Source organism: Bradyrhizobium acaciae, from assembly GCF_020889785.1.
In the GTDB taxonomy this organism is placed as follows: domain Bacteria; phylum Pseudomonadota; class Alphaproteobacteria; order Rhizobiales; family Xanthobacteraceae; genus Bradyrhizobium; species Bradyrhizobium acaciae.
The window spans coordinates 1-23,808 of record NZ_JACMYK010000112.1 but is presented as its reverse complement, the minus strand read 5'-3'; the positions used below and the strand labels follow the sequence as shown (position 1 = coordinate 23,808).

General features: G+C 65.1%; 19 protein-coding genes and 1 pseudogene. 10 read left to right on the top strand and 10 right to left on the bottom strand.

Annotation, left to right across the window (positions count from 1 at the left end):
* Nucleotides 1-100: 100 nt before the first annotated feature.
* Complete coding sequence (locus tag H8A92_RS30330; RefSeq protein ID WP_229199132.1) at nt 101-958, bottom strand: sulfite exporter TauE/SafE family protein; 858 nt, start codon at nt 956-958, stop codon at nt 101-103.
* 689 nt (nt 959-1,647) lie between these two features.
* On the opposite strand from H8A92_RS30330, the gene sdhC reads away from it, so the two are divergent.
* From sdhC to H8A92_RS30310, 4 genes are read left to right on the top strand one after another with little or no spacing between them, the layout of a single operon-like run.
* On the top strand, nt 1,648-2,046 hold the full coding sequence (gene sdhC / locus H8A92_RS30325; RefSeq protein ID WP_229199131.1) for a succinate dehydrogenase, cytochrome b556 subunit: 399 nt from the start codon (nt 1,648-1,650) through the stop codon (nt 2,044-2,046).
* A 14-nt stretch (nt 2,047-2,060) separates the two neighbouring features.
* Nucleotides 2,061-2,435, top strand: a complete 375-nt coding sequence (gene sdhD / locus H8A92_RS30320; protein ID WP_229199133.1) for a succinate dehydrogenase, hydrophobic membrane anchor protein — start codon at nt 2,061-2,063, stop codon at nt 2,433-2,435.
* Nucleotides 2,436-2,438: 3 nt separating this feature from the next.
* On the top strand, nt 2,439-4,280 hold the full coding sequence (gene sdhA / locus H8A92_RS30315; RefSeq protein ID WP_229199130.1) for a succinate dehydrogenase flavoprotein subunit: 1,842 nt from the start codon (nt 2,439-2,441) through the stop codon (nt 4,278-4,280).
* Nucleotides 4,281-4,298: 18 nt separating this feature from the next.
* Nucleotides 4,299-5,084, top strand: a complete 786-nt coding sequence (locus H8A92_RS30310; RefSeq protein ID WP_223971016.1) for a succinate dehydrogenase iron-sulfur subunit — start codon at nt 4,299-4,301, stop codon at nt 5,082-5,084.
* 222 nt (nt 5,085-5,306) lie between these two features.
* Here H8A92_RS30310 and H8A92_RS30305 read toward each other — a convergent pair whose 3' ends face one another.
* The 9 genes from H8A92_RS30305 to H8A92_RS30265 form a co-directional block, all read right to left on the bottom strand.
* Entirely contained in the window at nt 5,307-6,716 is a 1,410-nt protein-coding gene (locus H8A92_RS30305; protein ID WP_229199129.1) for an FAD-binding oxidoreductase, read from the bottom strand.
* A complete protein-coding gene (locus tag H8A92_RS30300) occupies nt 6,713-7,129 on the bottom strand; it encodes a PaaI family thioesterase (protein WP_229199128.1) in 417 nt (138 codons plus the stop codon). The genes H8A92_RS30305 and H8A92_RS30300 overlap by 4 nt, the downstream gene beginning before the upstream one ends.
* A 12-nt stretch (nt 7,130-7,141) precedes the next feature.
* Entirely contained in the window at nt 7,142-8,374 is a 1,233-nt protein-coding gene (locus H8A92_RS30295; protein WP_229199127.1) for a CaiB/BaiF CoA transferase family protein, read from the bottom strand.
* The gene (locus tag H8A92_RS30290; protein ID WP_229199126.1) at nt 8,361-9,065 is read right to left on the bottom strand and encodes a haloacid dehalogenase type II; all 705 of its coding nucleotides are present in this window, start codon (nt 9,063-9,065) and stop codon (nt 8,361-8,363) included. The genes H8A92_RS30295 and H8A92_RS30290 overlap by 14 nt, the downstream gene beginning before the upstream one ends.
* 127 nt (nt 9,066-9,192) lie before the next feature.
* Nucleotides 9,193-10,515 carry an MFS transporter gene (locus H8A92_RS30285; RefSeq protein ID WP_229199125.1) on the bottom strand — a complete coding sequence of 441 codons (1,323 nt, stop codon included), beginning with the start codon at nt 10,513-10,515 and terminating at the stop codon, nt 9,193-9,195.
* A gap of 275 nt (nt 10,516-10,790) precedes the next feature.
* Entirely contained in the window at nt 10,791-11,705 is a 915-nt protein-coding gene (locus tag H8A92_RS30280; RefSeq protein ID WP_229199124.1) for a LysR family transcriptional regulator, read from the bottom strand.
* Nucleotides 11,706-11,787: 82 nt separating this feature from the next.
* Nucleotides 11,788-14,523: a bifunctional acetate--CoA ligase family protein/GNAT family N-acetyltransferase gene (locus tag H8A92_RS30275; protein WP_229199123.1), complete on the bottom strand. Its 2,736-nt coding sequence runs from the start codon at nt 14,521-14,523 to the stop codon at nt 11,788-11,790.
* 103 nt (nt 14,524-14,626) lie between these two features.
* The gene (feoB, locus tag H8A92_RS30270; RefSeq protein WP_229199122.1) at nt 14,627-16,501 is read right to left on the bottom strand and encodes a ferrous iron transporter B; all 1,875 of its coding nucleotides are present in this window, start codon (nt 16,499-16,501) and stop codon (nt 14,627-14,629) included.
* On the bottom strand, nt 16,498-16,785 hold the full coding sequence (locus H8A92_RS30265; protein WP_229186898.1) for a FeoA family protein: 288 nt from the start codon (nt 16,783-16,785) through the stop codon (nt 16,498-16,500). The genes feoB and H8A92_RS30265 overlap by 4 nt, the downstream gene beginning before the upstream one ends.
* Nucleotides 16,786-17,116: 331 nt before the next feature.
* Between H8A92_RS30265 and H8A92_RS30260 the strand changes: the two genes are divergently transcribed.
* From H8A92_RS30260 to H8A92_RS30235, 6 genes and pseudogenes are all read left to right on the top strand, one after another.
* The gene (locus H8A92_RS30260; protein WP_229199121.1) at nt 17,117-19,261 is read left to right on the top strand and encodes an ATP-binding protein; all 2,145 of its coding nucleotides are present in this window, start codon (nt 17,117-17,119) and stop codon (nt 19,259-19,261) included.
* 185 nt (nt 19,262-19,446) lie between these two features.
* Nucleotides 19,447-21,507, top strand: coding sequence for an ABC transporter ATP-binding protein/permease (locus H8A92_RS30255; RefSeq protein WP_229199120.1), 2,061 nt, complete (start codon nt 19,447-19,449; stop codon nt 21,505-21,507).
* A 60-nt stretch (nt 21,508-21,567) separates the two neighbouring features.
* Nucleotides 21,568-22,395: an FkbM family methyltransferase gene (locus H8A92_RS30250; protein ID WP_229199119.1), complete on the top strand. Its 828-nt coding sequence runs from the start codon at nt 21,568-21,570 to the stop codon at nt 22,393-22,395.
* 247 nt (nt 22,396-22,642) lie between these two features.
* Nucleotides 22,643-23,029 (top strand): VOC family protein, encoded by a 387-nt coding sequence (locus H8A92_RS30245; protein ID WP_229199118.1) that lies wholly within the window; start codon nt 22,643-22,645, stop codon nt 23,027-23,029.
* Between the two features lie 105 nt (nt 23,030-23,134).
* Nucleotides 23,135-23,368 (top strand): hypothetical protein, encoded by a 234-nt coding sequence (locus H8A92_RS30240; RefSeq protein ID WP_163154928.1) that lies wholly within the window; start codon nt 23,135-23,137, stop codon nt 23,366-23,368.
* A gap of 234 nt (nt 23,369-23,602) precedes the next feature.
* Nucleotides 23,603-23,808: pseudogene (locus tag H8A92_RS30235) on the top strand (OmpA family protein); the annotation flags it as partial.

Genomic DNA, 23,808 nt, shown 5'->3' with positions numbered 1-23,808 from the left:
AGGCCCGTTACAGAAGCCCGGATGGAGCGCAGCGAAATCCGGAACCAGTCTATCAGCTGCAGGAATCCCGGACTGCGCTTCGCTCCGACCGGGCTAGGCGCTAGTGCCCGCCCAACAGGCTGATCACGAACCGTCCGCCGACGATGAAGAGATAGGCCCCGAACGCCACCTCCAGTGCCCGCTTCGACAGCGCGTGCGCGACCTTGACGCCGAGCGGCGCGGTGACGAGCGTAGTCGGCATCACCAGCAGCGCTCCGATCAGCGAGACATAGCCGAGCGCGAACGGCAATTGCAGCGCGGCGACATCGGGAAAGCGCGCGGCGGCGGGCCAGCCGGCATAGACGTAACCCAGCGCGCCGGGGATCGAGATCAGCACCGCGAGCGCCGACGAGGTCGCGACCGCCTGATGGATCGGCCGGCCGTAAAAGGTCATCAAGAGGTTGGCGAACAGGCCACCGCCGATGCCCATCAATGTCGACAGCAGGCCGACGAAGAAGCCGTAGACGCGCATCAGGAAACCTTTCGGCACGTCGTCGCCGAATTTCCAGGTCTCGCGCGCCAATAGCAGCCGCGCGGCCGCCGACCACGCCACCACCACGAACACGATCTTGAACAGCCGCTCCGGCGCGAAGCGCGCGGTGACGCTGCCGGCGGCGACGCCGATCACGATCGGCAGCCACCAGCGCTTCAGGATCTCCATGTCGACCGCACCGCGGCGATAATGGGCACGGAACGAGCTCAGCGAGGTCGGGATGATGATCGCGAGCGAGGTACCGATGCAGAGCGGCATCCGCACCTCGAGCGGCACGCCGGCGAGGCGAAAGCATTCGTAGAACACCGGCACCAGGATCGCGCCGCCGCCGATGCCGAACAGTCCGGCGAGAAAACCGGACAGCGCGCCGACTGCAACCAGCAGCAGCGCAAGCTCGAGCAATTCCCTGGGGTCGAGGCCGGCCATCGTCTTTTTCTTGCAGCAATATGCTGCGTGCTGCCGGAGCAGGTGCTTCGACGGCGTCTACAGTCTGTCGCGAGCAATAGCCGGTTTTCGGATTCGGGAGTATCCGCGCGATCGCGCGCCTACTTATGCGAAGTCGCGCGTCGCGCCTCTTCGACGGCATCAAGGCGAATCGCAAATTCCGCATATCGGGTCGGCTCTGGATGAATGGCCTCGAGCCACGGATTGATGCGGCGCGGTACGGCGACGGTGTGTTCAACAGGCCGGCTCGGCACATGGAGGCGGGACGCCGCGAGCACAGACCCGACGCCGCCGCCGACCCGGGTGCGAAAGGGCCGGTACCGGCGAATCGGTTGCTTCCACCGCCCGCGCACCGATCACCTAAGATCAAGGCATTTGTCGATTATCCGGCGAGACGATGGGCAAACCTGACGACTTACGGCGCCTCGTTCCCAGGCGGGGCGATGGCCTCTCGCAAGCCTGATATCACAATTCACTTTTTGGTTCAGTCACTCTTGCATCTGGTATACCACGCTGCAGATCAACCAGAATTCGGCAAGTCTAACAATGAACTTCGGTTCGCCCGAAGGCTATTTGGCCGTTGCGCGGCGGGGTGCGACTCCGTAAATAGAACTCCTCTACCGCGTTCCCCGATGGGCCGGCCGCGGTCCCTCACATCATAAAGCCCGCCGATGACCGCCAGGATCGAACGACCGCTTTCACCCCATATTCAGACCTACCGGTGGACGCTGACGATGGCGCTGTCCATCGTGCACCGTGCCACAGGTTTGGCCCTCTATTTCGGCACCCTGCTGCTGGCTTGGTGGCTGATCGCCGCCGCCACCGGCCCAACCGCCTACGCCAATGTCCAGGCCTTCACCGGCAGCGCGATCGGCAAGCTGATCGTGTTCGGTTACACATGGGCGCTGATGCACCATCTGTGCAGCGGCATCCGGCATTTCGTCTGGGATCTGGGCTACGGCTTCAAGGTCAATGAGCGCGAAGCCCTGACCTGGGGCGCGCTGGTCGCCGGCATCGCACTGACCGTGCTGGTCTGGATCATCGCCTACGCGGTTGGAGGTGGACGATGAGCGGCCCCTCCTCGATGCGCACGCCGCTGGAGCGCGTCCGCGGCCTTGGCTCCGCGCATACCGGAACCTCCGATTTCTGGCGCCAGCGCCTCACCGCGGTCGCGATGACGCTGCTGATCGTCCCCGTGATCGTCGTCGTGATCATGCTGATCGGCCGCAACCATGCCGGCGCAGCGCAGATCCTCGGCTCGATCCCGATCGCTATCATCCTGCTGCTCTTCATCGTTGCCAGTGTCTGGCACATGAAGATCGGCATGCAGGTCGTGATCGAAGACTACATCCACAATGAGAAGCTGAAGATCGCCAGCGTGATGGCGAACAACTTCTTCTGCGTCGCGGTCGCATTGGCCTCGATCTACGCAATCCTCAAATTGTCATCGGGAGTCTGACCCATGGCCGGCGAAGGTAACGGCAAGGCCACCAACGGCAGTGGCCCGGCCACGAACGGCAAGGCCTACCCGATTCAGGACCACACCTACGACGTTGTCGTGGTCGGCGCCGGCGGCGCGGGCCTGCGCGCCGTGGTCGGCTGCTCGGAAGCGGGCCTGCGCACCGCCTGCATCACCAAGGTGTTCCCGACCCGCTCGCACACCGTTGCGGCGCAGGGCGGCATCTCGGCCTCACTCGGCAACATGCACCAGGACGACTGGCGCTGGCACATGTACGACACCGTGAAGGGTTCGGACTGGCTCGGCGACCAGGACGCGATCGAATACATGGTGCGCAACGCGCCCGACGCGGTCTACGAGCTCGAGCACTGGGGCGTCCCGTTCTCGCGCACCGAGGACGGCAAGATCTATCAGCGCCCGTTCGGCGGCATGACCTTGGACTACGGCAAGGGCCAGGCGCAGCGCACCTGCGCCGCTGCCGACCGCACCGGCCACGCCATGCTGCACACGATGTATGGCCAATCGCTGCGCCACTCGGCCGAGTTCTTCATCGAATTCTTCGCCATCGACCTGATCATGGACGACCAGGGCGTCTGCCGCGGCGTGATCGCGCTCAAGCTCGATGACGGCACGCTGCATCGCTTCCGCGCCCAGACCACGATCCTGGCGACCGGCGGCTACGGCCGCGCCTACGCCTCCTGCACCTCGGCACACACCTGCACCGGCGACGGTGGCGGCATGGTGCTGCGCGCCGGCCTGCCGCTGCAGGACATGGAGTTCGTCCAGTTCCACCCGACCGGCATCTACGGCTCGGGTTGCCTCGTCACCGAAGGTGCCCGCGGCGAAGGCGGCTATCTCGTCAACTCCGAGGGCGAGCGCTTCATGGAGCGCTACGCGCCGTCGGCCAAGGACCTCGCCTCACGCGACGTCGTCTCGCGCGCGATGACGATCGAGATCCGCGAAGGCCGCGGCGTCGGCAAGAAGAAGGATCACATCTTCCTGCACCTCGATCATCTCGATCCGAAGGTGCTGCATGAACGGCTGCCGGGCATCTCCGAATCGGCGAAGATTTTCGCCAATGTCGACGTCACCCGCGAGCCGATCCCGATCGTGCCGACGGTGCACTACAACATGGGCGGCATCGCCACGAACTATCACGCCGAGGTGCTGACCAAGCGCAACGGCGACGACAATTCGGTGGTGCCGGGCCTGATGGCGATCGGCGAAGCCGCCTGCGTCTCGGTGCACGGCGCCAACCGCCTCGGCTCCAACTCGCTGATCGACCTCGTGGTGTTCGGCCGTGCCGCTGCGCTGCGCCTTGCCGACAAGCTGACGGCGAATGCCAAGCAGCCGGAGCTGCCGAAGGATTCTTCCGATCTCGCGCTCGGCCGGCTCGACCACTTCCGTCACGCCTCCGGCGGCACGCCGACCGCGAAGCTGCGCGACAGCATGCAGCATGTGATGCAGAACAATTGCGCGGTGTTCCGCACCGGCGACATTTTGCAGGAAGGCCAGAACCTGATCCACAAGGTCTATGGCGGCGTCGGCGACATCTCGGTCTCGGACCGCTCGCTGGTGTGGAATTCCGACCTGATCGAGACTCTGGAATTCGACAATCTGATCGTGCAGGCGGTCGTGACGATGGATTCGGCGGCCAACCGCACCGAGAGCCGCGGCGCGCATGCGCGCGAGGATTTCCCGGACCGCAATGACAAGGACTGGATGAAGCACACGCTGACCTGGATCGATCCGGCCGGCAAGACCGCGATCGAGTACCGTCCGGTGCACAGCTACACGATGACCAATGACGTGCAGTACATCCCGCCGAAGGCGCGGGTCTACTGAGAACGAAGGCGAGCAAGCATGGTTGAATTCGCACTTCCGAAGAATTCGAAGATTTCCGGCGGCAAGACCTGGCCGAAGCCGACGGGCGCCACCGAGACCCGCGAATTTCGGGTGTATCGCTGGAATCCGGACGACGGCAAGAATCCGAGTGTCGACACCTACTATGTCGACACCCATGATTGCGGTCCGATGGTTCTGGACGGCCTGATCTGGATCAAGAACCACATCGACCCGACGCTGACCTTCCGGCGCTCCTGCCGCGAAGGCGTCTGCGGCTCCTGCGCGATGAACATCGACGGCCAGAACACGCTAGCCTGCACCAAGTCGATGCACGATGTCGGCGCCGGCGGCGCGGTGAAGGTCAATCCGCTGCCGCACCAGCCGGTCGTCAAGGACCTGGTCCCCGACCTCACCAATTTCTACGCCCAGTATGCTTCGATCGAGCCGTGGCTGAAGACCACGACGCCGACGCCGCAGAAGGAGTGGAGGCAGAGCCACGAGGACCGAGAGAAGCTCGACGGTCTCTATGAATGCATCCTGTGCGCCTGCTGCTCGACCTCGTGCCCGAGCTACTGGTGGAACAGCGAACGCTTCCTCGGCCCCGCCGCACTGCTGCAGGCGACACGCTGGGTCACCGACTCCCGCGACGAAGCGACCGGCGAGCGCCTCGACAATCTCGAGGATCCGTTCCGCCTCTATCGCTGCCACACCATCATGAACTGCGCCAAGGCGTGCCCGAAGGGCCTCAACCCCTCGGAGGCGATCGCCGAGCTCAAATTCAAGATGGTCGAACGCCAGATCTGATCCGACGCGGCTCGGCTGGCGCTGGTGTCGCCGGGCTGCTGAGACTTCAGAACAGTAATTGGTAAACGGGTCTGCTTCGGCAGGCCCGTTTGTCGTTTCGACGCACTCAAGTCTTCAAACGTTCGTGCACCGTGACTTCGCCCGAACCGGGCGTCGGGCCCCGGCAACTCGACGACCTCGAATTTTGGGAATTGCGCTGCTTCCTCGTCGCATCGTTGCGAACTAGCCAAGTGGCCGACGGAAAACCCTGTCCGGATTCAACAAGCCGCTATCGTCGAACGCGCCTTTGATCCTGCGCATCAGATCGATCTCGACCGGATCGCGATGCATCTCAAGCAGATCGATCTTGGCACGGCCGATACCGTGCTCCGCGGAGAACGTGCCGCCCAGGGAGATTGCGATATCGTAGACGAGCTCGCCGATGCGCTTGCCTTGCTCCCTGGCCCGCTCGGTTCCGAGGGCGGCCGGCAGCACGACGTTCAGATGGATGTTGCCGTCCCCGACATGTCCGAACGGCACGACCACGGCATCGGCGAAGCCGGCCTCAATGCCGGCTTTGCATCGGCGCAGGAGATCCGGCACCCGTGCGACCGGCACGGCGATGTCGTGCTTGAAATCGCGGCCCGCCCTTTTCTGGACCTCGGTCTGATCTTCCCGCAGCCGCCACATCTGCTTGCGTTGTTCCCCGCTCTGCGCAAGCGCCGCATCCACGATCGTCCCGTCTTCGAGCGCGCCGGCCAGAAACCCCTCGAGCATTTCCCGGAGACCGGCATCCCGGCGGCTCGACGTGAGCTCGATCAGGACGTAGTGGTCAGCCTTCTGCACGGGCGAGCGGAGCCCGTCGCGCTTCGCCAGTTCAACGCAGGGGCCGGAAAGATATTCGATGGCCCGCACGTTCCCGTCGGCGGCCTCGCGCAGCTTCATCCAGAGATCGAGGACCCGGTCCTCGGTCTCGAGCGCGCAGAAGGCAACTTCACATACCCGCGGCTGCGCCGCGAGCTTCATCGCGGCTGCGGTGATGATGCCGAGCGTCCCCTCCGAGCCGGAGAACAGATGCTTGAGCGCGTAACCGGCGTTGTCCTTCCGCAACGTGCGCAGCCCATTCCATATTCTTCCGTCCGGCAGGACGACTTCCATTCCGAGCAGAAGATCTCTCGCGCTGCCATACCGAACCGCAGAGATACCGCCGGCGTTCGTCGCCAGCGCCCCGCCCAGCGTCGCGGTTCCTTCTGACGCGAACGACAACGGAAATAGAGTGCCCGCTTCGGCCGCGGCAGCCTGAAGATCCGCGATGGTAGCGCCCGCTTCCGCAACGACGGACATGTCAACCGGGTCGATGGAGCGGATCTTCCTCATGGAAGCCGTGCTGATGACGGCCTGAAAGCCGCCGTCGTCCGGCGTGGCGCCGCCGACGAGCCCGGTGTTGCCGCCTTGCGGCACGATGCCGACGCTGGCTTCCCGGCAGATCCGCACGCATTGCGCGAGGAGTTCGACCGAGTTCGGCCGCAATACGCAGGCGGCGCGCCCCCGCAGCAGACCGCGCCAGTCGGTCAGATAGGCGTCGGCCATCTCAGGATCGGTGATGCATCCGGAGCCGAGCAGTTCGCGGAGCTTGCCGACGACATCGTTCATAGCTTCTTCCACGTTGCGGTGGCGTGTGCGATCGCCTCTCCGTCACCGTCGCAAGCCCGCGATTGCAGGAAGAACGTCTTGCGTCCGCTCTTGAGGAAGGTTGCGCGGCAGGTCACGGGACCGCTGCGGACCGGAGCGAAGTACTGCACTTTCATCTCCAGTGTGACGCCGGGGCCGAACTGATGCTTCAGCAGATGACCCATCGAGATGTCGAGCGCGGTCGCCAGCACGCCGCCGTGCAGCGAACCCTGCGGGTTGTACATGAAGGCCTTTACGCCGAGTGTGACGACGCATGCGTCCGCGTCGTAAGACACCGTCATCCCGAACAGGCGGGACAGGAAGAACGATCCGAATTCGTGCCGACCATCGCCCATGGCCGCATCGAACAGATCACGCATCTCGGCTTCCTGCATCCGTCGTATCCTCTATTCGGCCGATTGCTTCGGCGCGGCCTCGCCGAACGCGCCCTTCGAAGCGAACTCCGACAGGCGTTCCCGGGTCCAGCCGAGCCAGTCTTCGAATACCTCCACGGTATGTTCGCCCAACATCGGCGGCGGGATCGAGGGAGCGGGCGGCAGATCATCGAACCGCAGCGGCCGCGCGACGAACTTGACGTCGCCGGCGACCTTGTGCGCGACGCTCTGGACCATGCCCCGCTCGACCAGTTGGGGCGCCTCGCACACCTCGCCGACCGTCCTGATCGCCCCGCATGGAATCCCGGCCTTGCCGAGAACATTGAGCCAATGGTCGCGAGACCGCGACCGAAAGATCGGTCGCAGGACGTCGGCCAGCGCGGCGCGGTTCTCGGCACGTTTCGGGGCCTTGTCGAAACGGGTATCGTTCTCGATGTCCTTGCGTTCGACGACATCGCAGAACATCGACCAGAACTTGTCGTTGGCGACGCCGACATTGAGCCAGCCGCCTCCGGCCTCAAACGTTTCGTAGGGGCTGATCGTGGGATGCACGTTGCCTCGGCGCTTCGGACTTTCTCCGGAGGCGAAGTACATGCCGGCGTTGAATGTGAGCAGCGAAGCCATGGCGTCGAGCATGGAGACGTCAACGCGTCCCCCGGCACCGCTGCGCTCGCGCTTCACGAGCGCCGCGAGCACCGCCTGCGACGCGTAGAGGCCGGTGACCAGGTCGGCGATCGACGTGCCCACCTTCATGGGCGGTCCATCGGAATCACCGGTGATGTCCATGACGCCGGACTCGCCCTGCAAGATCAGATCGTAGCCGGGCCGGCTCGCATCCGGCCCGGTCCTGCCGAATCCGGAGATGCTGCACTGGATGAGTTTCGGATTGTCCGCGCTGAGCGCTTCGTATGACAGGCCCCACTTGTCGAGCGTGCCGGGCCTGAAGTTGTCGGTCACGACGTCGGCCACCTTCGCGAGCGCGAGCGTGGCGGCCCGACCCGCCGGCGACTTCAGATCAATCGCGCAGCTTCTCTTGTTACGGTTGACCGACAGGAAGTAGGAACTCTCCCCGTTGACGAACGGAGGGCCGTATCGGCGACTCTCGTCGCCGGCATGCGGATCCTCGATCTTCACGACGTCCGCCCCGAGATCGCCGAGATGCATGGTGGCGAAAGGACCGGACACGACGCGGCACAGGTCCAGGACCTTGATGCCGGAGAGAGCTTCCACACTAGACGATCGCATCCGCCAGATCCTTCATCGTCGGAACCGTGATGTCGGGCTGGTGCGGCGTCTGCTCGAACGGCCGGTCGCGCCGGTTGATCATCGCGGTCCGCATCCCGGCCGACTTCGCCCCGATGACGTCGAATGCGTGGTTGGCGACGAAGAGGATCTGATCCATCTTGAGGCCGAGTATTTCTGCCGCCTTCGTGTAGGTCGCGACGTGGGGCTTGAAGGAGTTTGCTTCGGCGACGGAGATCACGTCGTCGAACGGAACCTTGTGGTACCTCTTGGCCGTTTCCAGCATGTCGCGATCACCGTTCGAGAGCACGACCAGCTTGTACCTGGTTTGCAGCTTCGCGAGCGCCGCCGGCACCTCCGGGAAGCATTCGAGCTTCTCGATCTCGCCAACCAGGTACTTCACTTCCTCCTTCGTGTATTTGATGCCCGACCGGTCCATGACCTGGGAGACGGCACGGTGACCGATCTCGCGGTACGGCGTGTGCTCGCGGTTGAGCAGCGCGTCAATCATCGAATTCTCGAAGTGGGTCCGCCGCCACCAGGTGACGAACGAGTTCGGGTTACCCGTCCAGCCTTTCTCCTTGAGAAACGGCGTCGCGATCTTGACGAGGCCTCCCTGCATATCGACGACCGTGCCATACTGGTCGAACATGCAGACCTTGATGGTATCCTTGAGCGCTTGTGTATCGGTCATCCCTTTGTCCCTTTTTGCGTGCGTTGCGTGATGGGTGATCCGGATTTGACCGCATCAGGCACCATTTCCGAAATCGATTGTTCTTCTGCGCACATTTGCGAAGTGAATGTCGTTCGCGAGAAGCCCGCTAAATTCTGTCTGCGGCACGCTCTGCATCGATACTGACGATCTTTCGGCGCGACGCTACGCTATCCGCTGCGATCGACGACCCCGATACTTCCTCCAGGCCGCGGCCCTTGGTCTCGAAGCCGAAGATCAGGAAGACCACGGCCTGGAAGAGGAGAATGCCCGCGAGCGTGATCAGCACTCCGACAAGCCCCTTCCAGGCGAAGATCGCGATGACGGCGAACTGCACCAGCGCGGTCGTGACGCGACCGGCTGTCGCGCAGATTGCGGTGCCGCGCAGTCGGTATCGCGTGGGGAAGAGCTCCGGCACGTGCATGGCGAACCCAGTCGCCAGCAAGACGTAGATCGCGGTGACGAGCAGGAAGCCGACCGCGACCAACGGAGCACCGTCGGGCATGAACGGATACGTCAATCCGAAGGCAGCGGCCGCGATCGACGATCCGACGATCGACGGCTTGCGGCCGATCGCGTCGGCGAGGGCCAGGCCGATCAGCGATCCCACCGGCCCACCCAGCGACATGAAGGTCGTATAGCCGAGCGAGGACACGACGCTGTGGCCGCCCTTGACCATGAACGTCGGCAGCCAGCCGATGAATCCGTACAGACTGAAGCCGACGACGATGTGCAGCAGGCTGCCGAGCAACGTTCGGCCAAGGTACGGCGGCGCGAACAGCCGCCAGACCGACCCGCCCTGGTCTTCCGCCCGCTGCGGGGCCGAGACCGGAGGCAGCGGCCCTTTCCTGGCGGCTTCGGCTTCGATGCCGGCAAGGATCTTTTCAGCCTCGTCGGCACGGCCGTTCGCGGCCAGCCAGCGGGGCGATTCCGGCATCGACTTTCTCATGAACCAGACGATCAGCGCGAGCACGCCGACGATGCCGAACATGTATCGCCAACCGAACGACGGAATGATCCAGAGGCCGGTCATCGAGGAGGCGAACAGGGAAAAGTTGGTGATGACCGCCAGGATTCCGATCCACCGCCCGCGCGACGAGGCCGGGACGAACTCGGTCAGCGTCGCATAGCCGACGACGATCTCGGCGCCGAGTCCAATGCCTATGACGAACCGGGCGGCAATCAAGGCCTGCATGGATGGCGCGAGCGCGGCGGCGAAGGACGCCAGACCGAAGATGGCGAGGTTGACCTGGTAGGAGAACCGCCGGCCGTAGCGATCACCCAGTATCCCGGAGAACCAGGCTCCCAGGGTCATGCCGATGAAAGTGGCCGTCACGAACGCCGCGTTGAGTTCGAGGGTCGACCAGCCCTCTTTCAGCACGGCCCCGAGTACGCCGCCCGCCAGGTAGATGTCGAAGGCATCGAGGAACATGCCCGCGCCGATCAGCGCCAGGATCCGCCAATGAAAGCTGCAGATCGGTAGCCGATCGAGCCGAGCGCCCGCGTTCACCGATACCACCTGCGCGTCCGTAACGTCTTGCATCAATCCCTCCCAAGGTCGGCCGGGTTCGGCCGAAGAAACATTTGGGAGCAGGATGGTGACCGCGACGGCGGCGTCTAATCAGAATTCGCAATTCCACTATTGGGCGGACTGATAGTCCCTTCAGCGCAGCTTCCGGGCACGGCGCGGCCGGCGGCAGACGCCCGTCATTCACCGTCGGCGAGCCCTCGCGCAGCGTCGGAAAAGACCGAGCGGAGCCAGTTCAGTTCCTGGCTGGCGTCGTGTCGGCGGTGCCAATACATCGACCATTCGAACGGCTCGGAAGCAAATGGCAGGTCGCGGATCGCCAGATCCTCCGTGACCATCGCGAATGCCAGACGTCGCGGCATGACCGACAGCAGGTTCGAGTCGCGCAGCACGTGCGGCACCAGAAGCCAATGCGGGATGTTGACCGCGACCTGGCGTGTCACGCCCTGGCGGGCGAGCACGTCGTCGACGAAACGAAGGTCGGTCGGCGACATCGAGACCTTGAGGTGCGACGATTGCAGGAAGGTTTCCATCGTGAACGGTCGTTGCGCCGCCGGATGACCCTCGCGCATGACGCAGACCATCCGATCCTTCATCAGTACGACCGACTTGATCGAATTCGAGTGCGCAAGACCCATGCTGATCGCGAGGTCGATTTCGTCCTTTTCGAGGGCCTCGACCGTCTGCGTCGGCGAGTAGTGCACGACGTCGATGTGGGCAAATGGCGCGTTCTCTTGCAGGGTCTTGCTGACGGCCGGAAGCAGCAGCCGGCTGAGGAGGTCGGACAGCCTGACGGAAAAGCTTCGGGTCGACGTCGCGGCTTCGAAGCTCGACTCGCTATCCAGCAGGCGCTCCAGCTGGCGCAGCAGCCGCTTGACCGGCTCCGCCAGCTCGATCGCGCGCGGCGTAGCCTGCATGCCGTTGGCCGTGCGCACCAGAAGCTCGTCCTTGAAGATGTGCCTCAGCCTTGAAAGCGCATTGCTCATGGCGGGTTGACTGAGGCCGACCCGGTCAGCCGCGCGGGTGACGTGAAGGTCGGTGAGAAGAGCGTTGAGAGCGACCAGAAGATTGAGATCGACGGATCTGAGGTTCATGGCCGGTCCTGCGCAACGCACCACTATTGATGATACAAATATTACGCCGGCAACAATCCATTTGGAAGATTACGATCACCGATCACGGGCGGATCAGGATATCGGACCCGACGGCATCGACGGCAGCTCGATCCAAATCCAGCACGACGTCGACGATGCTGTGATCCTCCGGATCCATCGTGACGGTGAAGCCGAGATCGCGGCACATCCCGATCATCGTGCTGTTTTCGGTCAAGACCTGGCCGGACAGGCGCTTCAATCCCTCCGACCGCGCATAGTGGATCAGGAGCTGCATCAGCGCCCAGCCGAGGCCTTTGCCCTTGAGATCGGATTGCAGCAGGATCGCGTATTCGGCGTTCTGATACAGCGAGTCCGAATGCAGCCGGACCGCGCCCATCATCTCGCCGGTGCTCGGATCGAGCGCCACGAACGCCATCGCACGCGCATAGTCGAGCTGGGTCAGGCGCGCGATGAACGCGTGCGAGAACTCCTTCATCGCGTGGAAGAAGCGCAGCCTGAGATCCTCGGCGGTGACGCGCCGGAAGAAGGCCTCGACCATCGGCTCGTCCTCCGGCCGCATCGGGCGCACCGTGACGTGCGAGCCGTCGCGTAACGCAAGCTCGCCCTCCCATTGCGACGGATAGGGCCGGACGGCGAGCCGGGTGTGGCCGGCAAACAGCCGGGTGGGTTTGCGGATCGCCACCCGCGCATCGAGCGCAAGCACGCCGCTCTCGTCCGCCAGCATCGGATTGATATCGAGCTCCGCGACCTCGGGAATGTCGGCCGCCATCTGCGCCAGCTTGACCAGGGTGAGCGGCACCACATCGGCCGGGACGGCCGGCACATCGCCATAGCCGCCGAGCAGCCGCGAGACGCGGGTGCGTCCGATCAGCTCACGGGCGAGATTCATATCCAGCGGCGGCAGCGCCAGCGCCTTGTCGTTGATCACCTCGACCGCGGGGCCGCCGCGGCCGAACACGATGACCGGACCGAAGGTCGGATCGTCGGCGATGCCGAGGATCAGTTCACGCGCCGCGCGTCGCACGATCATCGGCTGGATCGTCACGCCCTGCAGGATGGCATCGGGCCGCGCGCTGCGTGCGCGTTCCAAGACCGTCCTTGCGGCTTCGACGACACTATCTTTGGTGCGCAGGTCGAGGATGACGCCGCCGACATCGGACGCGTGCCGGATGTCGCGCGAAAACACCCTCACCACAATCGCGTGCCCCGCGGCGAGGAACGGCGCCGCCTTTTCGGCGGCGTCCTCGGCACTGTCAGCGACGAGCGTCGTCACGATCGGAATACGATAAGCCTCGAACAGCGCGACGATCTCGGACGGATCGAGCCAGGCGCGTCCGTCCGACAACGCCTTCATGACGACGTGCCGCGCCGCCGCTGTCTCCGGCGTGAACACCGAAGCCACGCCGGGCGGGGTCGCGGCGAGCGCGGTGGAAGCCTCGCGATAGCGCACCAGATACATGAAGGCGCGGACCGCATCGTCCTCGGTCGGGAAATGCGGAATCCGCGCCGCCTCGAAGATCGCGCCGGTGCGCTCGTCGGCGCCAACCCACGCCGCAAGCACCAGTGCCGCGACCGCACTTCTTTTGATTCTGCGGTCACGCACGCATTGCGCCACCGCCTCGGCGATCCCCTTGGCCGGTGCCACCGCCATCTCGACATTCGCGACCAGCACCGCGTCGCTGTTGGCATCATCGAGCAACGCGTTGAGCGCCACCACATAGCGGTCGGCATCGGCGTCGCCGGCGATGTCGACGGGATTGGCGCAGGACCAGCCCGACGGCAGCATCTGGTCGAGCCGTTCGATGGTCCCGGTCGTCAGCGTCGCGGGAACGCCGCCGAGCTCGGCCAGCCGGTCGGTCGCGAGGATGCCGAGCCCGCCGCCATTGGTGAGGATCGCGAGCCGGTTGCCGCGCGGGACGAAGCCACGACCGAGCAGCTCGGCGCAATCGAACAGCTGGCGCAGGTCGTAGACGCGCAGTATGCCGGCGCGGCGGAATGCGGCGTCGTAGACCGCATCGGAGCCGGCCAGCGCGCCGGTGTGGGTCGCGGCGGCCTTTGCGCCTTGCGCCATCCGGCCGGACTTGACGACGATGACCGGCTTCATGCGCGCGGCGGCGCGCGCCGCCGACATGAACTTGCGCGCGTCCTTGACCGCCTCGAGGTAGATCAGGATCGCGTTGGTATGATCGTCCAGCGCGAAATAATCCAAGAGGTCGGCGACGTCGACATCGAGCTGGTCGCCGATCGATGCGATGCCGGAAAAGCCGAGCCGCCGCTCGGCCGCCCATTCGATCATCGCCGACGCGACCGCACCGGACTGCGAGATCAGGGCGACATGTCCGTCGGACGGCTGATGCGAGGCGAAGCTCGCATTGAGCTTGGCGCGCGGCACCATGACGCCGAGGCAATTCGGCCCGATCAGGCGCATACCATACCGCCGCGCCGTCTGCCCCGCGGTCTCCGCGAGCGAGCCCGCGCCGTGACCGAGACCGGCCGACAGCATCGCCGCTCCGGCAACACCGGCAAGGCCAGCCTCCGCGACGATCTCCGGGACCGCGGCCGCCGCTGCACTGATGACGATGAGATCCGGAACGAACGGCAGCGACTTCAGGTCGGGAACGGTCGGCTCGCCGTCGACCTCGGCATAATGCCGGTTGACGACGCCCAGTCTGCCGGCGAAGCCGCTCGCCTTGATGTTCCGGAGCACCGCCGCGCCGAGCGACGACGGGCGTGGGCTGCCGCCGACCACCGCGATGCTTCGAGGCGAAAATAGCCGCTCCAGGCCGTACGTCGACATTGCGTGGTCTCGCAGGGAACCCGTGGACGCGCACGAGGCGCCCACGAATGAACTCTACTTCTTCATGCAGCCCGTTGCACCCATCGCGGCCGCGACAATCCGGCTAGTGCAGGCCCAGCGCCTGAGCCAGATTGAAGGTCAGGAAGCTCGCGGCATAGGCCAGCGCGAGCATGTAGATGAACGTCACCACCATCCACTTCGCGCCGCCGGTCTCGCGGCGGATCACCGCGAGCGTCGAGGCGCATTGCGGGGCGAAAATGTACCAGACCAACAGCGATAGCGCGGTCGCCAGCGTCCATTTCTGCGCCAGCACCTGGCCGATCTGATCCGCCGCCTCCTTGCCGCCCTCGATCGAATAGACAGTGCCGAGCGCCGCGACCGCGACCTCGCGCGCCGCCATGCCGGGGATCAGCGCCACCGCGATCTGCCAGTTGAAACCGATCGGCCGCAGCAACGGCTCGAGCGCATGGCCGATCATCGCCGCAAAGCTGTAATTGATCGCCGGCCCCTCGGCGCCGGCGGGCGCAGTCGGGAACGAGGCCAGGAACCAGATCAGCACCATCATCGAGAGGATCGTGGTGCCGGCGCGATACAGGAACATCTTGGCGCGCGTGAACACGCCGATCGCGATGCTCTTCAGCCGCGGCATCTTGTAGTCGGGCAATTCCAGCATGAACGGCGCCGGCGCATGGTCGCGCCACAGGAAGAATTTTGCGACCGCCGAGACCGTCAGCGCGCTGGTGATTCCAGCCGCATAGAGGCCGAACATCACGAGCCCCTGCAGATTGACGAAACCCCACACCGTCGTCGCCGGAACGAAGGCCGAGATGATCAGCGTGTAGACCGGAATGCGCGCCGAGCAGGTCATCAGCGGCGCGATCAGGATCGTGGTCAGGCGGTCGCGCCTGTTGTCGATCACCCGCGTCGCCATGATGCCGGGAATGGCGCAGGCGAAGCTCGACAGCAGCGGAATGAAGGCGCGGCCATGCAGCCCGGCACCGCCCATGATGCGGTCCATCAGGAACGCGGCGCGCGCCATGTAGCCGAAATCCTCCAGCAGCAGGATGAACAGGAAGATGATGATGATCTGCGGCAGGAACACGATGACGCTGCCGACGCCGGAGATCAGGCCGTTCTGCAGGAAGCTTTGCAGCAGGCCCCAGCCTTCGGGCATCACGTCGTGGATCAGCTGCCCGAGCGCGGAGAAGCCGTCCGACAGCAATTCCATCGCCGGCTGCGCCCAGGTGAACACCGCCTGGAACATCACGAACAGGATCACGGCCAGGATCACGAGACCTCCGACCGGATGCAGCACGACCGAATCGATCCGGTTGGTCAGCGTGTCCGGCTTGGTCGGCAAGGTCACCACTGCTGCGATGATCCGATCCGCCTCGCGCTGCGCCGCCTTGAGATCGGCGATCGTCGGCGTCGTCCACTGGCTGGCTGCCGCCTCATGCGACCGCGCCAGGAATTCGTCGGTCCGCTTCAAGAGCTCGTCGACGCCGCCCTTGCGGACCGCGACCGAGGTCACGATCGGCAAGCCGATCTCCTGCGACATGCGCTCGAGATCGATCGTGACGCCGCGGCGCCGCGCGATATCGATCATGTTGAGCACGAGCATCATCGGCCGGCCGACCCGCTTCAGCTCGAGCACGAGCCGCAAGGTGAGCCGCAGGTTGGTGGCGTCGGCGACGCAGAGCACCAGATCGGGCACTGCCTCGCCGTCGAAGCGGCCGAGCACGATGTCGCGGGTGATCTCCTCGTCCGGGCTGCGGCCGCGCAGCGAATAGGTGCCGGGCAAATCGAGCACGGTGACGCTGCGGCCCTCCGGCGTCACGAAGCCGCCGGATTTGCGCTCGACCGTGACGCCCGGATAATTGGCGACCTTCTGGCGGCTGCCGGTCAGGCTGTTGAACAGCGACGTCTTGCCGGTGTTCGGCGCGCCGACCAGCGCCAGGCGCAAAGATGCAGTTGTCATTCGACGATCACGGCCATGGCTTCGCTCCGGCGCAGCGCGATCGTGATGTTGTCGACGCGCACCGCGATCGGATCCCGCCGGATGGTGCCTTCATGCAGGATTTCCACGCGCGCGCCCTCGACAAATCCCATCTCGACCAGGCGCTGCTCCAGCTCCTGCGGAGAGAGCGATGAACCCGTCACGAGCGCATCGAGCCTGATGATCTTTCCGACAAAACCGCGGTCCGCATGTCCGAGCCGGATGTCCTGTAGATTATCCTGGGTGGAGTTTGGATCGCCTGTCATGCGGCCTGTTTTTCAGCAGGTAGTCACAGGGTCAAGCATTTGCCCGTGAGAGGTTTTAGAACCCCTAAAAACAGTGCCCGGAAGCGTCATCCGGGCCGATTTTCCGCTTGACTGCCGGCGAGGCGCTAACGCGGTCGTGATGTCGCCGGGCGGCGTCAGCCTGCGCGGCCACGGACACGGGCCGGCTCCGAATTGATCGATCCCGGTTGGCCTCCGGTAACCTTGACCGGCCGCGGGCGACGAAGGAAGCCCGGCGCCACGCGCCGGGAGGGGGATTCGCTTTCTCCGGCGCGACGGTTTGCGTTAAGGTCCCCGCGGAGCCGGAGCGCCCGTGCAGACCGCACAACGTAATTCGCTGAAACTGCTGCAATGGATGATGGCCGCCTCGCTGGCCCTTCCGCTGGCGCTGTTCGCGTTTGCGTCCGCAATGTCCTGGATCTCGACCAGCGAGGCCGCCGACCAGGAGATCCAGCGCACCCTCGACGTCGCCCACGAGCACGCGCTCAAGGTGTTCGAGACCATCGACCGCAGCCTGGCCGAGGTCACCGAGGTCATCCGCGGCATGAGCGACGCCGACATCGTCGCCCGGGAAAAGGGCCTGCATGCGCGGCTGCGCGTGGTCGCCGAGGCGCTGCCCCAAGTGAAATCGGTCTGGGTGTTCGATGCCAACGGCCGTGCGCTGGTCAACAGCCTGGTGTCGCCGGCCCCCGACGTCGACTTCTCGGACCGGGATTACTTCCGGATCCCCGCCGAGCGCGACATCGGCACCTATATCGGCGAGGTGCTGACGCCGCGGCCGCCCTATCTGGGCGCACGGTTCTTCAGCGTCGGCCGGCGCCGCAACAATGAGGACGGCAGCTTTGGCGGCGTCATCCAGGCCTCCGTGCTTCCGGAGTATTTCGAGAATTTCTACGCCAAGATCGGCCGCGAGCCTGGCAGCTTCCTGGCGCTGATCCGGACCGATGGCGCGGTGCTGGCGCACTTCCCCGTCATCGATCACGACGTCCGGTTCGAGCCGAGCGGGCCGCTCGGGCGCCAGATCGTCGCCAATCCGCTGGCCGGCGCCATGACGATCCAGTCCCCGGCTGACGGCATCGAACGGCGCATGCGCTATCAGCGGCTGGCCGAATACCCGATCTATGTCAGCGCCGGCCTCGAAACCGCGGCGATCCGCTCGCGCTGGGTGTCGACCATAGCCCAGCACCTGATCTTCGGCATTCCGGCTACCGCGCTGCTGTTCGGCCTGCTCGCGCTCGCCTACCGGCGCACCCAGCGCCTGGAGGAAGAGGCCAGCCGGCGCATCGAGGCCGAGGAGGCGCTGCGGCATGGCCAGCGGCTGGAGGCACTCGGGCAACTCACCGGCGGCGTCGCGCACGACTTCAACAATCTGCTCACCGTGATCCGCGCCTCGGTCGACATGCTGCGGCGGCAGGACCTTCCCGAGCCGCGGCGGCAGCGCTACATCGATGCGATCTCCAACACCGTGAACCGTGCCGCCAAGCTGACCAACCAGCTGCTTGCGTTCGCGCGCCGGCAGACCCTCAAGCCCGAGGTGTTCGACGCCAGCCAGAACGTCCGCACCCTGAGCGAGATGATCGCAACCCTGATCGGCTCGCGCATCGAGATCGCAGCGCAGGTGCCGGACGAGAGCTGTCTCGTCAACGCCGATGCCGGCCAGTTCGAGACCGCGATCATCAATATGGCGGTGAATGCGCGCGACGCGATGGACGGCGTCGGCCGGCTCACGATCATGGTTCGCCCGGTGAACGACCTGCCGTCCACGACGACCGGCCCGCCCAACCCGCACGGCCATGTCGCGGTGTCTGTCACCGATACCGGCGTCGGCATTCCGCCGGAGCTGTTCGGCCGCATCTTCGAGCCGTTCTACACCACCAAGGAGGTCGGTCACGGCACCGGTCTCGGCCTGTCGCAGGTGTTCGGCTTCGCCAAGCAGTCCGGCGGCGAAGTGACCGTCACCAGTGACGTCGGCAAGGGAACGACATTCACGCTTTATCTGCCGCGCGTCGTCGGCGAGCACAGCCCGCAATCGTTGCTCGCCGAGGACGCGCCCTCGGTCGATCGGGCCAATGCATCGGTCCTGATCGTCGAGGACAATGCCGAGGTCGGAAAATTCGCCGCCGACACGCTGACGCAGCTCGGCTGCACCTGCGTGCTGGTCGAGAACGCCACCCACGCGCTGGAAGAGCTGGCGGTCGACCCGAGCCGCTTCGACCTGGTATTCACCGATGTCGTGATGCCCGGCATGAGCGGCATCGAACTCGCGGAGGAAATCCGTCGGCAGGGGCTCGATCTGCCGATCGTGCTCGCCTCCGGCTACAGCCAGGTGCTGTCCCAGCAGGGCAGCGGCGGCTTCGAGCTGCTGCAGAAGCCCTATTCGGCCGAGCAGCTCGCGCGCATGCTGCACAAGGCCGCGCGCTCGCGCAGACTGCGGCGGGATCAAGCGCCGGCCGGGTGAGGTGGTGGCGCGCAGGTGCCCTTGGCACACTGTCGTCCCTGCGAAAGCAGGGACGACACCGAAAGCGTTGAACGTTCGGTGAGTCAAACATCTATATTCTCGCGACATGATCTGCCGTCGGGTCATTCCGACGCACCCCTCGGAACCGCAATGGAACCTTGTGATTTCGCTCGCGTTGTCGCGCGATGGGCAAGGCTGGCGCAAAATCCAGATCGTCGAAGGGGCCGCCACTGGCCAAGGCCACCTCGCCTCGGAAAGCGAGTGCGAAGCGCGCCGCCGACGGCAACGCCGCGCCGAGCCAGGCCGACGACAAGGAAGCGGACGACAAGTCGGAGCTCGTCGAAGTCATTGCCGAAAATGACGATCACGTCGAACCGCCGCCGCCGGAAATTCTCGAACCGGATCCCGATCTGTCGCCCGAAGAGGCTGAACAGGCCCGCAAGGACTATCTGCTGACGCGGTTCCGGATCACCGCGCGCGGTTATTGGGGCCGCAATGGTGACCGATTGGCCTGGCTGTTCACGATCGGCCTGCTGCTGCTCATCGTCGCCAACGTCGCCGTCCAGTACGGCATCAATGTCTGGAATCGCGCGATGTTCGATGCGATCGAGAAACGCGACTCGGCCACAGTCTTCCACTTGACGGCCATCTTCTTTCCGCTTGCGATCGGCAGCGTGCTGTTGGGCGTTGGCCAGGTGTTCGGCCGCATGAGCATTCAGCGGCGCTGGCGAGCCTGGCTCACCAACGACGTGGTGTCCCGCTGGCTGGCCAGCGGCCGTTACTACCAGCTCAATCTCGTCGACGGCGATCACAAGAACCCGGAGTATCGCATCGCGGAGGACCTGCGGATCGCAACAGACTCGCCGGTCGACTTCATCGCCGGCGTGATATCAGCGCTGCTGTCTGCCGTCACCTTCATCGTCGTGCTCTGGACGATCGGCGGCGCGCTGACGCTGACGCTCGGCGGCTCGTCCATCAGCATCCCCGGCTTCCTCGTCATCGCAGCGATCATCTACGCCGCGATCGCATCCGGCTCGATCATGGCGATCGGCCGCCGCTTCGCACAGATTTCCGAGGACAAGAATCAGGCGGAGGCAGAATTCCGCTACGTCCTGACCCGCGTGCGCGAGAACGGCGAGAGCATTGCGCTGCTCGGCGGCGAGACGGAAGAACGCGACGGCATCGATAAGACATTCTCGAACGTGCTGCGACAATGGGCGCGGCTCGCCGGACAGCACATGCGGACAACGCTGGTGTCGCAGGGATCGAGCCTGATTGCACCGGTGATCCCCCTCTTGCTGTGTGCGCCGAAATTCCTCGACGGCAGCATGACGCTCGGCCAGGTGATGCAGGCGGCCTCCGCCTTCACCATCGTGCAGGCCGCGTTCGGCTGGCTGGTCGACAATTATCCGCGGCTGGCCGACTGGAACGCATGCGCACGCCGTATCTCCTCGCTGATGATGTCGCTCGACGGCCTCGAACGCGCCGAGACCGGCGATGGCTTCGGCCGCATCCAGCGCAGCGAGACCACGGGCGAGGCCATGCTGAGCCTCAACGATCTCTCCGTCACGCTCGACGACGGCACCGCTGTGGTCGGGGAGACCGAGGTCGACATCGAGGCGGGGGAACGGCTGCTCGTCGCCGGCGAATCCGGCACCGGCAAGAGCACGCTGGTGCGCGCCATCGCCGGGTTGTGGCCATGGGGCGGCGGCAGTGTCGGCCTGCACGCGGACCGCCGCCTGTTCATGCTGCCGCAGAAGCCCTACGTGCCGTCGGGCACGCTGCGGCGCGCGGTGGCCTATCCCGGCGCGGCGGAGGACTGGAACGTCGAAGAGATCGGCAAGGCCCTGCACAAGGTCGGGCTCGATCATCTCAAGGAGAAGATCGAAGAGGAAGCGCCGTGGGACCAGACGCTGTCCGGCGGCGAGAAGCAGCGGCTCGCCTTTGCGCGCCTGCTGCTGCACAACCCCGACATCGTCGTGCTTGACGAGGCAACCTCTGCACTCGACGAAAAGAGCCAGGACAAGATGATGGAGATGGTGACGACGGAGTTGCCGAAGGCGACCATCGTCAGCGTCGCCCATCGCGCCGAGCTCGAAGCGTTCCATAGCCGCAAGATCGTGCTGGAGCGCCGCAAGGGCGGCGCCAAGCTGGTCAGCGACGTCGACCTGATCCCGCGCAAGGGCAAGCGACGGCTGCTCGGCCGCTTCCTGCAGCAGCGGCGAGCGCCAGGCAGGGCGGCATAACGGCGTTGGCGCTGTCGTCAAAACCGGCTATGCATGCCGCGCTTTCGACGAGGACCAGGCTTGATCCCCAGCAACGACATTTCACCGGCGCCGTTCGGCGCTTTCGCGCCCAATGCGGCGCAGGCCGCCATCATCCGGCTGGCGCACCGCTCAGGATTGAAGCGCGGCGCGTTCCGGCCCTGGCTGTCGCGGCTGGTCGATCTGTTCGGCTCTGGACCGCTTGACGTGAGCTATCAGGGCGCATCATTCCGCTTCTATCATCAGGCGAGCGCGACCGAGCGCGGCGCATTGTTCAATCCCGATTACAATCTTGAAGAGCTCGCCTTCCTGCGGGCGCATGTCGGCGCTGGTGGCACCTTCGTCGATCTCGGCGCCAATGTCGGCACCTATGCGCTGGCGCTGGCGCGCGACGTCGGGCCCAATGGCAAGGTGATCGCGATCGAGCCGCATCCGGTGACGCATGCACGGCTCAAGTTCAATACACAGGCCTCCAACTGTCCGCAGGTGCGCCTGGTTGCCGCGGCCGCTGGACCGACCGATGGCGAGCTGATGATCGAGACCGACGGCGACAATCTCGGCGCCAGCCACATCGTCACCGGCACGCCCACGGGCAAGGCGCTCAAGGTGCCGTCGCTGCGGTTGCAACGCATCCTCGATGAGGCCGGCGCGACCAAGGTCGATGCGCTGAAGATCGACGTCGAGGGTTTTGAGGACCGCGTGTTGATCGGCTTCTTCCGCGACGCGCCCGAGCAATTGTGGCCGCGCGCGGTCGTGATCGAGCATCTGTCGAAGGACGAATGGACCGACGACTGCATTGCGGACATGCACACCCGTGGTTACGTCGAGCAGGGCCGGACGCGGAGCAACACGCTGCTGGTGCGGGAGTGATCCCGCAGCGCTCGTCTCCTGTGCGAAGAGCTCGGAGACCAAGCGCGCTTTATCCACGTCATTGCGAGCGAAGCGAAGCAATCCATCGCGCAGCAAGCAGCGAAATGGATTGCTTCGTCGCTCCAGCGCAAAATTGCCCTGCAATCTTGTCGCGGGCCCCTCGCAATGACGGTGGCGCAGAGCGACAATCATCTCCGGATGAGCGAATACCGAACTGATGACGTAGCCAAAACAACGGAGGCTCGCGATGATCGACCATATCGGCTTTTCGGTCTCTGACTACGAGCGCGCGAAGGCGTTCTACCAGACGGCGCTGGCGCCGCTCGGCTACGGCCTGATCATGGAAGTGCCCGCGGAGGCGACCGGGCACGCGCCGGCGGCGGGCTTCGGCGCCAACGGCAAGCCGGACTTCTGGATCGGCGGCGAAGGCGCGATGAACAGGCCGGTGCATATCGCCATTACCGCCAAGGACCGCGCCACCGTCGACGCCTTCTACAAGGCGGCAATGGCGGCCGGCGGCCGCGACAACGGCGCGCCGGGCATTCGCGCGCATTATCACCCGAACTATTACGGCGCGTTCGTGCTCGATCCCGACGGGCACAATATCGAGGCGGTCTGCCACACGCCGGGATAACGCGCACAGGAACGGCGCGGCGCGCGTTCCGTTATCGCTTCGAACCGCGATGGAGCGATCAATGCGCGCGATCCGAGCTGGCATCGACGACGGGGTTTCGATCTGATGCCGATCGAGCCTCCCGAGATCCCGCCGGCGACGCCGGGGAATCCTAACGAACCGCCGCCTGGGATTCCGCCCGGCAATCCGCAGCCTGAGGTTCCGCCGCCGGTGCGCGAACCGGGCGAGCCACCACGGCCGGACGAGTTGCCCGGCAACACGCCCGACGAATCACCGGTGCGCGGACCACCTGGACCATCCGGCCCACCGCCTGCGACAGATCGCCCCGCCGGGCGATGAATCACCTTCGCGCCCTAGTTCCACATCGATTGCGAATGTGTCGGAGCGTTTCTTCTGAATGTCCAGTGAACAAAGGCACATGCAACCCGTTATAATGTCGAAATAAACTTCGTCGATGATTCGGCACCCGCCACAATCCGGCCTAACGGCTGGCAATTCATCGTCCTGCCGAATTGTTCGGCTCTCACTTTCTTTCCTTTCCTGCCCAGACTTTCCGCCGGGGACTCCAATACCATGACAAAGCTTCGTCTCGTGCTGCTCGCCACGACTGCGCTGACGGTGATGCAATTCGCCGCCTCAGCGTCGCACGCACAAACTTCGCCGCTGGTCGTCGCACAGGCGCAGCCAAAGGAAGAGCTCGGACCGGACGGAAAGCCGAAGCCGCGGCCGGCGCCGGGCGCGCCTGCACCTGCACATCCGGCACCGCCGGCCGCCGCGCC

Excerpts from the sequence above, each read along its gene's own strand:
- H8A92_RS30330 (WP_229199132.1), bottom strand. The coding sequence starts at position 958 with ATGGCCGGCCTCGACCCCAGGGAATTGCTCGAGCTTGCGCTGCTGCTG.
- sdhC (WP_229199131.1), top strand. The coding sequence starts at position 1,648 with ATGACCGCCAGGATCGAACGACCGCTTTCACCCCATATTCAGACCTAC.
- sdhD (WP_229199133.1), top strand. The coding sequence starts at position 2,061 with ATGCGCACGCCGCTGGAGCGCGTCCGCGGCCTTGGCTCCGCGCATACC.
- sdhA (WP_229199130.1), top strand. The coding sequence starts at position 2,439 with ATGGCCGGCGAAGGTAACGGCAAGGCCACCAACGGCAGTGGCCCGGCC.
- H8A92_RS30310 (WP_223971016.1), top strand. The coding sequence starts at position 4,299 with ATGGTTGAATTCGCACTTCCGAAGAATTCGAAGATTTCCGGCGGCAAG.
- H8A92_RS30305 (WP_229199129.1), bottom strand. The coding sequence starts at position 6,716 with ATGAACGATGTCGTCGGCAAGCTCCGCGAACTGCTCGGCTCCGGATGC.
- H8A92_RS30300 (WP_229199128.1), bottom strand. The coding sequence starts at position 7,129 with ATGCAGGAAGCCGAGATGCGTGATCTGTTCGATGCGGCCATGGGCGAT.
- H8A92_RS30295 (WP_229199127.1), bottom strand. The coding sequence starts at position 8,374 with ATGCGATCGTCTAGTGTGGAAGCTCTCTCCGGCATCAAGGTCCTGGAC.
- H8A92_RS30290 (WP_229199126.1), bottom strand. The coding sequence starts at position 9,065 with ATGACCGATACACAAGCGCTCAAGGATACCATCAAGGTCTGCATGTTC.
- H8A92_RS30285 (WP_229199125.1), bottom strand. The coding sequence starts at position 10,515 with ATGTTCCTCGATGCCTTCGACATCTACCTGGCGGGCGGCGTACTCGGG.
- H8A92_RS30280 (WP_229199124.1), bottom strand. The coding sequence starts at position 11,705 with ATGAACCTCAGATCCGTCGATCTCAATCTTCTGGTCGCTCTCAACGCT.
- H8A92_RS30275 (WP_229199123.1), bottom strand. The coding sequence starts at position 14,523 with ATGTCGACGTACGGCCTGGAGCGGCTATTTTCGCCTCGAAGCATCGCG.
- feoB (WP_229199122.1), bottom strand. The coding sequence starts at position 16,501 with ATGACAACTGCATCTTTGCGCCTGGCGCTGGTCGGCGCGCCGAACACC.
- H8A92_RS30265 (WP_229186898.1), bottom strand. The coding sequence starts at position 16,785 with ATGACAGGCGATCCAAACTCCACCCAGGATAATCTACAGGACATCCGG.
- H8A92_RS30255 (WP_229199120.1), top strand. The coding sequence starts at position 19,447 with ATGGGCAAGGCTGGCGCAAAATCCAGATCGTCGAAGGGGCCGCCACTG.
- H8A92_RS30245 (WP_229199118.1), top strand. The coding sequence starts at position 22,643 with ATGATCGACCATATCGGCTTTTCGGTCTCTGACTACGAGCGCGCGAAG.
- H8A92_RS30240 (WP_163154928.1), top strand. The coding sequence starts at position 23,135 with ATGCCGATCGAGCCTCCCGAGATCCCGCCGGCGACGCCGGGGAATCCT.